Below are 13,072 nucleotides of genomic sequence, written 5' to 3' on the forward strand. Positions count from 1 at the left end.
CGACCGCCGCCGCGGCGACCGTGGCGTCGATCTCAGCGGCACGAACACGACCCCGGCGAGGCATGCTCGGGGACTTCACGCGCACGGGCTGGAAGCATCTCGCCCTACCCTGCCGTTGTCGTAGACTCCCAGGCTCGCTTCGGATCTTTCGGGTTTTCCCTAATTGCTTTCTCTTTCTTCCATCTGGCACACACGTGGGCAGTACCGCCGGGCACCCGCGTTGTGACGCGAGATCGGCCGACGGAAGAGGGGGAGACCATGACCACTTCGAGGAAGCACCTGGGGATGGGAGCTCGAGCCAGTCGCATCGTCACCGCGCGGGCTCGCGTGGCGATGGCGATCGCCTGTGCCGCCCTCGCCGCGACCGCCGCGACGCGCGCATCCGCCTTCACGCCTTTCTCCGGCGTCGCATCGAACGTCCCCATCGCATCCCTCGATGGATGGAGCATCTGCTACCAGGACAACTACAACAACTCCGGCACCCCGCTGTCCTCGATCCTCGCCTCGTGTTCGGGGGACCACCTGATGCTCGCTTGCCGCCCGGTCGGCTCGCCGACGCTGACCCTGGCCGCCTATGCTCCACGCGCCGACGTGATCTTCGACACGTCCACCTCGAACACGCCGCACGATGCCAACGGCGTCGGATGGTACTTCAGCAGCACGTATTCCTGGGGCTTCGCGCCGCAGGGCAGCCCGATCAATCGCAACTCCTGCGATACGATCGACAGCAACTCGTATCCCGGTGGCGCGACCGATGGCGACAGGCGCATCTGCTTTCATACCGACGGCGGTGGGATAGATGCGGGATGGCGATGCGGGCGAGACGATTTTCTCCAGGGATCGTCCGCCTTCGAACGCGTGATTCTCCAATACTCCTGCGACTACGACGGCGCGCTCACGGGCCTAGAGGAGTGCGACGACGGCAACAACGTGAATGGCGACGGCTGCAGCAACTGTCTGATCGATCCCTGTTACGAGTGCTCGGGCGCGCCGTCGAGTTGCGCGCCGCAGGCCTCCGGCAGCATCTGTGCCGACGACGGCGAGCCATGCACCTCCGACGTCTGCGATGGCGCCGGGACGTGCACCCACCCGGCATTGCTCCCCGGCAGCCCCTGCCCCGATGACGGGAGCCTGTGCACCGCTGACCAGTGCGATGGCGCCGGCACCTGCGCCCACCCGAACGCCGTCGACTGCGACGCGCTGAACCAGTGCTTCGCGCCCGGTACGTTCACCTGCGATCCGCAGACTGCCGCCTGCCAGACCTGTCCGGCCGGCTACACCAGCGGCGGCGGAGGTTGTCAGAAGACCTACCCGATCGATGTCAGCCTGCTCGACAACCTTGCGGCCAGTTGCTTCGCGGGGAACCGGTACAACAGCTGCAGCGGCGCCTTCGGGTTCCATTGGGTCGATGCCGGGGACGCCGGGGTCGGCGCGGTCCTGGGCGCCGACCTGCGGATCGAGGCCGGCATAAGCTGCAGCGGCACGGCGCGCAACGTCGCGCTCAATGGCAACCCGGTCGGCTCCTACGCCGCCGCCGGCACCTGCTCCTGCAACTCGCCGCATGCGCCGCGACTGCTGACCGGGATCGACGTCACGTCCTACGTCAAGGGCGGAAGCAATGCGATCCTCACCGATGATCCGGGGACCTGCGATGGGCTCAGCGACGACGGGAGCGGCGCGTATGCCGTGGTCACCGTCACGTATGCCGCGCTGCCGGCGCTTCCCCTCCCGGATGGCACCAACTGCGACGACGGCGCGTTCTGCAACGGCAGCGACACCTGCAGCGCCGGCAACTGCGACGTGCACGCCGGCGATCCGTGCCCCGGCCCCGATGGCGACACGAATTGTGCCGAGTCCTGCGACGAGACCGCCGACAACTGCACCGCTCCCGATCCGGCGGGGTCGTTGTGTCGCCCCGCATCCGGCGATTGCGACCTGGCCGAGGTCTGCGATGGCGTGAGCGCCACCTGCCCAGCCGACGCCAAGGAGCCGGATGGCACCAGTTGCGACGATGCCAGCGTCTGCACCCAGTCCGATACCTGCCAGGGCGGCCTCTGCACCGGCGCCGACCCACTGGACTGCGACGACGGCGACGCCTGCACGGCCGATTCCTGCGCTCCGCTGAGCGGCTGCGTCAACGACGACGCCCCTGCCGGCGGCTGCCTCACCTCGGGCAAGTCGATCGTGCTGATCAAGAGCTCGAGCGACCACGGCAAGGACAAGCTGCTGTGGAAGTGGATCAAGGGCGCCGCCCTCGATCCACTCGCTCTCGCCGACCCGACCAGCAGCACCGGTTACGCGCTGTGCGTCTACGCCGGCACCGCCAACGCGCTGATCGCCGACGCGGCGCTTCCCCCCGGTCCGACCTGGAGCGCGGTCGGCACCAAAGGCTACAAGTTCAAGGGCGCCAGCCCCGACGGCCTGTCCCTGGCGCTGCTCAAGGGCGGTAGCGCCGGCAAGTCGAAGGCGCTCGCCAAGGGCAAGGGTTCGGCCCTGCCCGATCCGACGCTGCCGCTCACCTACCCGGTGACCGTGCAGCTCAAGAAGGACGGCTCCTCGCTCTGCCTCGAGAGCGTATTCACCGGCGCCGACGAGAAGAAGAACACCGCGACGCAGTTCAAAGCCAAGCAGTAGGCGCGTGTCGCCAGCCGGCCGCTCAGACGGCTCCGCCACGTGCCAGGGGCGGGTCCGTCTGAGCCCGGGCTGGCCTCGTCGCCACGCCCCCGGGTCGTCGAGGCGCCCTCGCCAACGTCCAGCGGCACGACACCCACTCCGTCGCATCGCTGCCTGGCCTGGCTGCGCCGCAGCCATTGAGATCCCCCGTCCCGGGGCGGTAGCGCCACCCCACGGACCCGAGGTCTCACAGGACCGCCTGCCGGCGGCGCGACCGGATTGACGACCGTCACATTCCTGGCTGTCGGCCGTACGAAATTGTCCACAGCCAGGTCGCCAGTCTTGTGCTTCGCTTTGCTGCGCGGCCGAGGCCAGGACCCCAATTCGTCGCCATTCTGAGCTGTTACACGTCACATTCCATGCGTGGCGCTCGCCCGACGACGGGCCGGGTCGCCGCGCACCTCCCCTGGCACGCGCAGTGCTGTCCGCAGTGCAGAGACGCGGGGGGAAGGTTGGAAACTCAGATGGACAGTCGCGCTTCATTACTGATCGTCGATGACGAACGCGGGCCGACCGAGTCGTTGCGGATGGTCTTCAAGTCCGAGTTCGAGGTCTACACGGCCCCCGGCGGTCACGAGGCGCTCGAGATCCTCCAGGCGCAACCGATCGACATCGTCACCCTCGACCTGCGCATGCCCGGCATGCCGGGCGTCGAGGTGATGGAGCAGATCAAACGCCACGACCCGGACATCGAGATCATCGTCGTCACCGGCTATGCCTCGCTCGACTCCGCCGTGCGCGGCCTGCGCAACCAGGTCTTCGACTACGTCACCAAGCCGTTCGACGTGCCGCAGATCTCGAGCCTGGTGCACCGCGCCCTGGAGCGGCGCCGCGAGTCGCTGCGCGCCCGGCGCGTGAAGGACGACTTCCTCGCCAACCTGTCGCACGAGCTGCGCACCCCGCTCAGCGCCATCATCGGCTACAACTCGATCCTCACCGAGGAGCTGCACACCCGCCTGAACGAGGACCAGCGGGTCGCCTTCGACCGCATCCAGGCGAACTCGCAGAAGCTCCTCAACCTGATCGAGACCGTGCTGCTGCTCAACTCGCTCGACGCGGGCGAGCTGCGCCTCACCCTCTCCACCTTCGACGTGCGCGAGACGCTGCGCCGGGTCGCCCGTCAGTTCGCCGCCGCCGCCCGGCAGCGCGGGCTCGGCCTTTCGGTCGAAGGCGATCTGACGCCGATCTGGGTGACCAGCGACGAACACAAACTGGAGCGCATCCTCTGGGCGCTGATCGACAACGCCGTCAAGTTCACCCCCGACGGCTCGATCGGCCTCGGCTCGCACCTCTCCGCCGACCGGACGCAGGTCGAGATCAGCGTCCGCGACACCGGCGTCGGCATCCACAGCACCGACATCGCGCAGCTCGTCGAGGACATCGTCCCGGCGCCCACCGCCCGCGCCCGCGGCCTCGGCCTCGGCCTGCGCATGGCCTCCCGTCTCACCCAGTTTCTCGGCGGCCGACTGCAGGTCCGCAGCGAGCACCACGGCGGCACGCACTTCACCATCGCCATCCCGGTCCTCGCCTCCGACCCGCACGAGCCGGGGGTGCCGCATGTCTGAGCGGCGCGACGCCTTCCTGCTCTGCCGCCACTGCGGCCTCCTGACCCCGCTGGCGCCGAGCGCGCCCTGGGCGAGCACCGACGACGACGCGAGCGAGCTGGCCGCGTTCCGCGCCGCGCACGCGGCGCACGGCGTCGAGGCAGCGCTGCGCTGCGACGAGCTGGCCCGCACCGACCGCCCGGCCTGGGATCCGCTCGCCACCCGCTGGTTCACGGTCGCGGTCGGCGCCGAGCTGCTGACCGTGCGCAGCAGCCGCCGCGCCCTCGACGACCCGCGCCAGTACGAAATCGCCGCCGCCGGATCGCCGCCGACCAGCAGTTGGGTCGACGTCGACGAGGCGCTCCTCCGCCGCGCCCTCGACCGCCACTTCTATCCGCACGTCATTCATCCGATGGAGGTCGACGCCTTCGTCGGCACCGTGCGCGAGCTGCTGGCGCCGCTCGATCCGGCGGAGATCGACATCGCCTTCGATGACCCCACCCTGCCCGACGCCGGCATCGGCCCCTTCCCCGCCGCGCTGGTCGAACGGCTGGTCGAGCGCTGCGCGACGCTCTTCGACGCGGTCGCCCTCGAACGCGCCCACAGCTTCATCCGCGACCACCGCGCCGAGGACGGCGCCCTCGCGGTGCGCGTACATCGCGCCCTGGTCACCCGGGCCGCGTGAGGCCGCCCCGCCGGCCGGCGGCGCCAGGACGCTCGCAGCCCAGCCGGCCCTCCGCGCCCCCCGCGCTCGCCGCGCTCGCCCGCTGTTGACTCGCTCTCCGAGCGGTCCATATAACGGCCCCACTCGTCCGCGACGGCGGGCACGCCCATGCACGGGATGTTCGAACCGGACGCCGCCCCGCGGCAGCTCGACGCCGTCGACGCCGCCAGTCGACGGATCCTCGACCGCGCCCTCGCGGGCGAGCCGATCGCCGACGACGCCGCCCGCCACCTGCTCGACGGCCCCGCCCCGCTCGCCGCGGTGCTGGCAGTGGCCGGCGCGCTGCGCACCCGCCACAAGGGCCGGGTGGTGACCTATTCGCCGAAGGTCTTCCTGCCGATCACCAACCTCTGCCTCGACCGCTGCTCGTACTGCACCTTCCGCCAGGACCCCGACTCGCCGGCGGCCTGGACCATGCTGCCCGAGGAGGTGCGCGACTGGAGCCGCCGCGGCCGCGCCCTCGGCTGCATCGAGGCGCTGCTGTGCCTCGGCGACAAGCCCGAGCGCGCCTACCGGTCGTACCGCCGCACCCTCGCCGTGCTCGGCTGCGACACCACCATCGACTACGTCGCCCACTGCTGCCGCATCGCCCTCGACGAGGGGCTGCTGCCGCACACCAACGCCGGCGTCATGAGCGCCGAGGAGATGGCCCGGCTGCGGCCGCTGAACGTCAGCATGGGGCTGATGCTCGAGTCGGTGAGCGACCGGCTGCGCGGCCGCGGCGGCGCCCACCAGCAGGCGCCCGACAAGGACCCGGCGCTGCGCCTGGCGATGCTGCGCGCCGCCGGCGAGCTGCGCATCCCGTTCACCACCGGCATCCTGCTCGGCATCGGCGAGACACCCGCCGAGCGGGTCGCCAGCCTGCGCGCCATCGCCGAGCTGCAGGCCGCGCACGGCCACATCCAGGAAGTGATCATCCAGAACTTCCGCGCCAAGCCGAGCACCCGCATGGCGGCGGCGCCGGAGCCGGAGAGCGTCGAGACGGCGCGCACCATCGCCGTCGCGCGCCTGATGATGCCGACGATGAACATCCAGGCGCCGCCCAATCTGAGCCCGCTCGACCACCGCCTGTTCCTCGCCGCCGGCATCAACGACTGGGGCGGCATCTCGCCGCTCACCCTCGACTACGTGAACCCGGAAGCGCCATGGCCGCCGGTGCAGACGCTGGCCGAGACCTGTCGCGACGAGGGCTTCACCCTCGTCCCTCGCCTGCCGGTGTACGCGGAGTACGTGGCGCAGCCGGGGTGGCTCGACGAGGGCATGCGTCGCCGCGTAGACTCGGCGGCGTTGGAACGAGGAGCCCGCCATGTGGGATGAGGTCCGCGCCGTCGTGCACGACCGCCGCACGCTGGCGCAGTTGCTGGACGCGGCGACCCCCGCGACCGCCGCCCTGCTCGAGGGCGCGCTCGCCGGCGGCGAGCTGAGCGCCGTGGACGGCGAGCGCCTCCTGCAGGTCCGCGACGACGACCTCGCGGCCCTGGTGCGGGCCGCCGACCAGGCGCGCGCCAGCGACGTCGGCGACGAGGTCACCTACGTCATCAACCGCAACATCAACTGGACCAACGTCTGCTTCGTCGGCTGCCAGTTCTGCGCCTTCGCCGTCCACCGCAAGGACGCCAGCGCCTTCAACCACTCGCTCGACGACGTGCTCGCCAAGGTGCAGGACGCCGTCGACCGCGGCGCCCACGAAGTCTGCATGCAGGGCGGCATCAACCCCGAGTCCGACGCCTTCTTCTACCGCGACCTGCTGCAGGCGATCCGCGCCCGCTTCCCGCGCCTCCACATCCACGCCTTCTCGCCGATGGAGGTCATGTACGGCGCCCGCCGCACCGGCATGACCTACCGCGACTACCTGACGATGCTGCGCGACGCCGGCCTCGGCACCGTCCCCGGGACGGCGGCCGAGATCCTCGACGACGACGTGCGCGAGATCCTCAGCCACAAGAAGGTCGACGTGCGCACCTGGGTCGAGATCATCACCACCGCGCACGAGCTCGGCCTGCGCTCGAGCGCGACGGTGATGTACGGCCACGTCGAGACGCCGGGCCACGTCGCCCGCCACATCGCGCTCATCCGCGACCTGCAGAAGCGGACCGGCGGCTTCACCGAATTCGTGCCGCTGCGCTTCATCCACACCCTGACCCAGCTCTACCAGAAGGGACTGGTGACGCCCCCGCCGGTCGGCCCGCTCGACCTGCGCGTCTACGCCGTGTCCCGCCTCATGCTGCGCGGCTGGATCGACAACCTGCAGACCTCGTGGGTGAAGCTCGGCAGCGAGCTGGCGCAGCTCACGCTCGCCGCCGGCTGCAACGACTTCGGCGGCACCCTGATGGAGGAATCGATCTCGAAGGCCGCCGGCGCGGACTTCGGCGAGTACCTGCCGGAGAGCGAGATCGTGGCGTTGATCCGCGCCGCCGGGCGCATCCCTGCACAACGGACGACCACCTATGGGCGGATTGCGCCGGACGGCGCCACGCATCCGGGTCGCGGCGCTGGCTGGCGGAGTGGGGGCCGCGCGCTTTCTCCGGGGCCTGCGCTCGCTTCTTGATCCCGCGCGGCTGACCATCATCGGCAACACGGCCGACGACGACACCTTCTTCGGCCTGCACGTCTCGCCCGATCTCGACACCGTCACGTACACGCTGGCGGGGGCCGTCGGACCGCACGGCTGGGGCCTCGCCGATGATCGCTTCACCGCCCTGGCGGCGCTCGGCCGCTACTACGACGCGACCTGGTTCCAGCTCGGCGACCGCGACCTCGCCACCCACATCTACCGCACCGACGCGCTGCGCCGCGGCCGCACCCTCGCCCAGGTGACCGCCGAGATCGCCGCCCGGCACGGCGTCCGCCAGCGCCTGCTGCCGATGAGCAACGACCCGGTGCGGACGCGCGTCACGCTGGCCGGCGCCGGCACCATCGCCTTCCAGGACTACCTCGTCCGCCGCCGCGGCCGCGGCCGTGTGCGCGCCATCCGCTATGCCGGCGCCGACCGGGCGCGGCCGGCGCCCGGGGTGCTGGCGGCGCTGCGCGGCGCCGACGCGATCCTCCTGCCGCCCTCCAATCCGTTCGTCAGCATCGGGCCGATCCTCGCCCTGCCCGGCATCCGCGAGGCCATCCGCCGCCACCGCCGGGTCGCGGCGGTGACCCCGCTGGTGCGCGGCCTGCCGATCAAGGGCCCGCTCGACCGCATGCTGCGCGGCCTCGGCCACGAGGTCTCCGCCGTCGGCGTCGCCGAGCTGTACCGCGGCCTGGTCGACGTCTTCGTCCTCGACCAGCGCGACGCCGCGCTCGCGCCGCGCATCGAAGCGCTCGGCATGCGCCCCGTCGTCGCCGACACGATCATGCGCACGCCCGCCCGCTCGCGCGCCCTGGCGCATCTGGTGTTGCGCGCCCTGACCGCATAGCGCCGGCGCCCGCGAGCGCGTATGGTGCGCGCCGCATGACCGTCTCGATCACCCCCCTGCCCGGCCTGCCGATGATCCGGCCCGGCGACGACCTCGGCGCCCTGCTGCTCGCGGCCGTCGGCGCCGCCGGCCTGGCGCCCGAGGACGGCGACATCCTGGTCGTCTGCCAGAAGGCGGTCTCCAAGGCGGAGGGCCGCCTGGTCGACTTGGCCACGGTCACCCCCTCGCCGTTCGCCGAGCAGATCGCCGCCGCCACCCAGGGCAAGGATCCGCGCGTCATCGAGGTCATCCTCAGCCAGACCCGCCGCATCGTCCGCATGGACAACGGCACGCTGATCGTCGAGACCGGCCCCGGCTGGGTGTGCGCCAACGCCGGCGTCGACGAGTCGAACAGCGGCGGCGACGGCATCGTCGTGCTCCTGCCCGTCGATCCCGACGCCTCCGCCCGCCGCATCGCGGCGACGCTGCGCGAGCGCAGCGGGCGCCGGGTGGCGGTCATCGTCACCGACACCTTCGGCCGTCCCTGGCGCCAGGGGCTGGTCGACTTCGCCCTCGGCGTCGCCGGCATGCCGGCGCTGCTCGACCTGCGCGGCAGCAGCGACCTCGACGGCCGCGAGTTGCACCACACGGTGAACGCCCAGGCCGATGCGCTCGCCGCCGCCGCCGGCCTGGTGATGCGCAAGGGCGCCGGCATTCCCGCGGCCCTGGTGCGCGGCTACCCCTTCACGCCGGGCGAGGGCTCGGGGCGCGAGCTGATCCGCGAGAAGCAGTTCGACCTGTTCCGCTGAGCGGTCGGGGCGGGCGCCCCTACTCGTGGATCAGCACCGGCGTGCCCACCGGCGTGACGTTGTACAGGTACTCGATCTCGTCGTTGCTGACCGCGATGCAGCCCTCGGTCCAGTCGATGGGCATGTACTGGCGGTCGCCGAAGCCGTGGATGCCGACCATGCCGCCGAGCCGGGTCTGCGCGCTCGGGGTGTCCAGCTTCATGTTGGCGAAGAAGATGTCGGCCCACTGGTTGGCGTCGATCAGGCCGCGCTGGTAGCCCTTCTCGGCGTCGTCGATGTTCGGGTAGCTGATGCCGAGGAAACGGTCGAAACGGCTCGGCTTCTTGTAGGCGATGTAGTAGCGCCCCACCGGCGTCCGGTAGTCGCCGCGTTCCTCCTTGGCGAAGCGCGGGGCGCGGCCGAGCATGACGGCGAAGGTGCGGTCGACGTACTCGCCGTAGCGCAGCTCCATCTTGCGCTGCGATTTCCAGATCTCGATCGTCGGCCGGCCCGGCACCACGCTGCCCGCCCCGACATCGGCGGCGACCGCGCTCGCGACCATCCCGGTCGCCACCGCCATCGCCAGCACGCTCCGCCTCACCGCCGCATACACTCCCGGTGCCCTCCTCGACGTCGGCGAAAACACCATGTCGATGGCGCTCGGTCAAGCGGGCTTTCCCCGACCCGCCCCGGGGGCTTCTGGACTTGCCGGCGCCTGGTAGGAGATACAGCACGCCCTGGAGGGAGGACCGCCGTGAACGCGCCATTCGCCACGCCGACCGACGTGCAGGCCGAGCTCGTCGACACGATCCGCCGCTTCGTCGAGCGCGAGGTGGCGCCGGTCGCCAGCCGGCTCGACCACGACGACGAGTACCCGCACGCCCTGGTCGAACGGATGAAGGAATTGGGGCTGTTCGGCGCCACCATCCCGACCGAGTACGGCGGCCTCGGCCTCGACTTCAGCACCTACGCGATGATCATCGAGGAGCTGTGCGTCGGCTGGATGAGCCTCAGCGGCATCCTCAACACCCACCTGCTGCTGGCCTACATGATCCGCACCCAGGGCACCGACGACCAGAAGCAGCGCTACCTGCCGAAGCTGGCCAGGGCCGAGCTGCGCGGCGCCCTCTGCCTCACCGAGGCGCACGCCGGCAGCGACGTGCAGCGCATCCGCACCACGGCCGTCCGCCGCGGCGACGACTACGTCGTCAACGGCAGCAAGATGTTCGTCACCAACGGGCGCGAGGGCAGCGTCTACGCGCTGGTGTGCAAGACCGACCCGCAGGCCAACCCGCCGCACAAGGGCATGAGCCTGCTGATCGCCGAACGGGGCCCGGGCGTCACCATCAGCCGCGACATCGAGAAGATCGGCTACAAGGGCGTCGACACGGTGGAGATCGCGTTCGAGGATTTCCGCGTCCCCGCCGCCAACCTGCTCGGCGGCGTCGAGGGGCACGGCATGCAGCACGTGCTCAACGGCCTCGAGGTCGGCCGCATCAACATCGCCTCGCGCGCCGTCGGCGTCGCTCGCGCCGCCTTCGAGCACGCCATCCGCTACGCGCAGCAGCGCACGACCTTCGGCAAGCCGATCTGCGAGCACCAGGCGATCCAACTCAAGCTCGCCGACATGGGCACCCGCATCGAGGCGGCGCGCCTGCTGGTGCGCCAGGCGGCCTACAAGAAGGACACCGGCCAGCGCTGCGACCTCGAGGCCGGCATGGCGAAGCTCTTCGCCTCCGAGACCTGCGGCTGGGTGACGCTGGAAGCGATGCGCGTCCTCGGCGGCTACGGCTACACCAAGGAATTCCCGGTCGAACGCTTCTACCGCGACGCGCCGCTGATGATCATCGGCGAGGGCACCAACGAGATCCAGCGCACCATCATCGCCCGGCAACTGGTGAAGCGGTATCCGGTCTGAGCGGAACCGCCACGGACGGCGACCACCACCGCCGCGCGCCACGTCGACCGGGATTCCCGCCCTTCGTCGCGGTCGCGGGTGCTCGGTCGTGGCCCCTGGGGAGACCATGATCACCAACCCGCACTCGCGCACCAACGTCCACGAGATCGCCGACGGCATCTACCGCATCAGCACGCCGATCCAGATCCCGGGCGGGGTCGGCGACTTCAGCTTCAACCAGTACCTGGTGCTCGACGACGCGCCGCTGCTCTTCCACACCGGGCCGCGGCGGATGTTCCCGCTGGTGCGCGAGGCGGTCTCCCGCCTGCTCCCCGTCGAGCGGCTGCGCCACGTCGGTTTCGGCCACTTCGAGGCCGACGAGTGCGGCAGCCTGAACGACTGGCTGGCGGTCGCGCCGGCGGCCGAGGCCGCCTGCGGCGCGATCGGCGCCATGACCTCGGTCGGCGACGTCGCCGACCGCCCGCCGCGCGCCCTGGCCGACGGCGACCGCCTCAGCCTCGGCCGCCACACGCTGCGCTGGTTCGACACCCCGCACGTTCCCCACGGCTGGGACGCCGGCCTCCTCTTCGACGAGACCACGCGCACGCTGTTCTGCGGCGACCTCTTCACCCAGGGCGGCGACGGCGCGCCGGCGCTCACCGAGGGCGACATCCTCGGTCCGAGCGAAGCCTTCCGCGCCCCGCTCGACTACTATGCGCACGGCCCCAACACCGCCGCCGTCATCGAGCGGCTCGCCGCCGAGCGCCCGACCACCCTCGCCTGCATGCACGGCAGCGCCTGGCGCGGCGACGGCGCCGCCCTGCTGCGCGCCCTCGCCCGGGCGGTGGCGTGACGCCGTCCCGTCGCGAGCCGGCTACACCGCGTCCAGCGCCTGCGCGAGATCGGCGATCAGGTCGTCGGCGTCCTCGATGCCGACCGAATAGCGGATCAGCGCGTCGGTGATCCCGACCTGCAGCCGCTCCTCGCTGCTGAGCTCGAAGAAGCTCATCAGCGCCGGCTGCTCGATCAGGCTCTCCACGCCGCCCAGCGAGGGCGCGATGCGCGGAATGCGGCAGGCGTCCACCAGGCGCGAGCCCGCCGCCAGGTCGCCGCGGATCTCGAACGACACCACGCCGCCGAAGCCGCGCATCTGGCGCGCGGCGATGGCGTGCTCGGGATGGCTCGCCAGGCTGGCGTGGTGCACCCGCGCCACCTTCTCGTGGCCGGCGAGGAAGGCGGCGAGCCGGGCGGCGCTGTCGTTCTGGCGCTCGACGCGCAGGGCCAGGGTCTTGATGCCGCGGATCAGCAGATAGGCGGCGAACGGATCCGGGACCGCGCCGGTCACCCCCTGCAGGTCGCGGATGCCGCCGATCAGCGGCGCGCTGCCCAGCACCGCGCCAGCCAGCAGGTCGTTGTGGCCGCCGAGGTACTTGGTCGCCGAGTGGATCACCAGGTCGATGCCGTACTCGATCGGCCGCTGGTTGATCGGCGTCGCGAAGGTCGAGTCGATGACGCTCTTCACCCGGTGCCGCTGGGCGATCGCGGCGACGCGCTCGAGGTCGAGGATGCGGTTGTAGGGATTGGTCGGCGACTCGCTGAACAGCACCCGCGTCGTCGGCCGGATCGCCTCCTCGAGCCGTTCGTAGTCGCCCGCCGGCACCACCGTCACCTCGACCCCGTAGCGGCGCAGCGTGTGCAGGAGGAACTGGCGGGTGCGGCGGTAGGCGTCGTCGGTGACCACCACGTGCGCGCCCTTGGACAGCATGGCGAACAGGGTGGTGGTGATCGCCGCCATGCCGCTCGCGAACAGCAGCCCGTCCTCCGCGCCCTCGAGCGCCGCCAGCTTGCGCTCCGCCACGCGCTGGGTCGGATTGCCGTAGCGCCCGTACTCCTCGCGCTCCACCCGGCCCTCGAAGTAGGCCACCAGCTCGGCGGTGTCGGCGAAGGTGTAGGTCGCCGTCTGGACGATCGGCTCGGTGGCGGCGTCGGCGAGCTTGCGTCGCGCTTCGCCGCCGTGGACGGCGCGCGTGCTCGGGCCGCCGGCGTGCGGATCCCGCGGCACG

General features: G+C 71.3%; 11 protein-coding genes. 9 read left to right on the forward strand and 2 right to left on the reverse strand.

Annotated features, from left to right (window positions below; genetic code table 11):
- Positions 1–285: 285 nt before the first annotated feature.
- From KF840_05990 to cofE, 7 genes are all read left to right on the forward strand, one after another.
- On the forward strand, positions 286–2,634 hold the full coding sequence (locus KF840_05990) for a hypothetical protein (protein MBX3024444.1): 2,349 nt from the start codon (positions 286–288) through the stop codon (positions 2,632–2,634).
- Between the two features lie 503 nt (positions 2,635–3,137).
- Positions 3,138–4,238 (forward strand): hybrid sensor histidine kinase/response regulator, encoded by a 1,101-nt coding sequence (locus KF840_05995; protein ID MBX3024445.1) that lies wholly within the window; start codon positions 3,138–3,140, stop codon positions 4,236–4,238.
- On the forward strand, positions 4,231–4,902 hold the full coding sequence (locus tag KF840_06000; GenBank protein MBX3024446.1) for a hypothetical protein: 672 nt from the start codon (positions 4,231–4,233) through the stop codon (positions 4,900–4,902). The genes KF840_05995 and KF840_06000 overlap by 8 nt, the downstream gene beginning before the upstream one ends.
- A gap of 147 nt (positions 4,903–5,049) precedes the next feature.
- Entirely contained in the window at positions 5,050–6,258 is a 1,209-nt protein-coding gene (gene cofG, locus KF840_06005; GenBank protein ID MBX3024447.1) for a 7,8-didemethyl-8-hydroxy-5-deazariboflavin synthase CofG, read from the forward strand.
- Positions 6,248–7,489, forward strand: coding sequence for a 5-amino-6-(D-ribitylamino)uracil--L-tyrosine 4-hydroxyphenyl transferase CofH (gene cofH / locus KF840_06010; protein ID MBX3024448.1), 1,242 nt, complete (start codon positions 6,248–6,250; stop codon positions 7,487–7,489). Before cofG ends, cofH begins: the two co-directional genes overlap by 11 nt.
- Positions 7,419–8,345 carry a 2-phospho-L-lactate transferase gene (locus KF840_06015; protein MBX3024449.1) on the forward strand — a complete coding sequence of 309 codons (927 nt, stop codon included), beginning with the start codon at positions 7,419–7,421 and terminating at the stop codon, positions 8,343–8,345. Before cofH ends, KF840_06015 begins: the two co-directional genes overlap by 71 nt.
- Before the next feature lie 35 nt (positions 8,346–8,380).
- Positions 8,381–9,133: a coenzyme F420-0:L-glutamate ligase gene (cofE, locus tag KF840_06020; protein ID MBX3024450.1), complete on the forward strand. Its 753-nt coding sequence runs from the start codon at positions 8,381–8,383 to the stop codon at positions 9,131–9,133.
- Between the two features lie 19 nt (positions 9,134–9,152).
- On the opposite strand, the gene KF840_06025 is transcribed toward cofE, so the two are convergent.
- Entirely contained in the window at positions 9,153–9,713 is a 561-nt protein-coding gene (locus KF840_06025) for a L,D-transpeptidase (GenBank protein ID MBX3024451.1), read from the reverse strand.
- A 153-nt stretch (positions 9,714–9,866) separates the two neighbouring features.
- Here KF840_06025 and KF840_06030 point away from each other — a divergent pair, with 153 nt between their 5' ends.
- Positions 9,867–11,030 carry an acyl-CoA dehydrogenase family protein gene (locus KF840_06030; protein MBX3024452.1) on the forward strand — a complete coding sequence of 388 codons (1,164 nt, stop codon included), beginning with the start codon at positions 9,867–9,869 and terminating at the stop codon, positions 11,028–11,030.
- A gap of 106 nt (positions 11,031–11,136) precedes the next feature.
- The gene (locus KF840_06035; protein MBX3024453.1) at positions 11,137–11,862 is read left to right on the forward strand and encodes an MBL fold metallo-hydrolase; all 726 of its coding nucleotides are present in this window, start codon (positions 11,137–11,139) and stop codon (positions 11,860–11,862) included.
- Positions 11,863–11,883: 21 nt separating this feature from the next.
- Here KF840_06035 and KF840_06040 read toward each other — a convergent pair whose 3' ends face one another.
- Positions 11,884–13,071, reverse strand: a complete 1,188-nt coding sequence (locus KF840_06040; protein ID MBX3024454.1) for an aminotransferase class I/II-fold pyridoxal phosphate-dependent enzyme — start codon at positions 13,069–13,071, stop codon at positions 11,884–11,886.
- Between the last annotated feature and the right edge of the window lies 1 nt (position 13,072).

This window comes from bacterium (genome assembly GCA_019637795.1).
Taxonomy (GTDB): domain Bacteria; phylum Desulfobacterota; class Binatia; order HRBIN30; family CADEER01; genus JAHBUY01.

Bases quoted from the DNA above. Each gene is read 5' to 3' on its own strand.
- KF840_05990 (MBX3024444.1), top strand. From the start codon at position 286: ATGGGAGCTCGAGCCAGTCGCATCGTCACCGCGCGGGCTCGCGTGGCG.
- KF840_05995 (MBX3024445.1), top strand. From the start codon at position 3,138: ATGGACAGTCGCGCTTCATTACTGATCGTCGATGACGAACGCGGGCCG.
- KF840_06000 (MBX3024446.1), top strand. From the start codon at position 4,231: ATGTCTGAGCGGCGCGACGCCTTCCTGCTCTGCCGCCACTGCGGCCTC.
- cofG (MBX3024447.1), top strand. From the start codon at position 5,050: ATGCACGGGATGTTCGAACCGGACGCCGCCCCGCGGCAGCTCGACGCC.
- cofH (MBX3024448.1), top strand. From the start codon at position 6,248: ATGTGGGATGAGGTCCGCGCCGTCGTGCACGACCGCCGCACGCTGGCG.
- cofE (MBX3024450.1), top strand. From the start codon at position 8,381: ATGACCGTCTCGATCACCCCCCTGCCCGGCCTGCCGATGATCCGGCCC.
- KF840_06035 (MBX3024453.1), top strand. From the start codon at position 11,137: ATGATCACCAACCCGCACTCGCGCACCAACGTCCACGAGATCGCCGAC.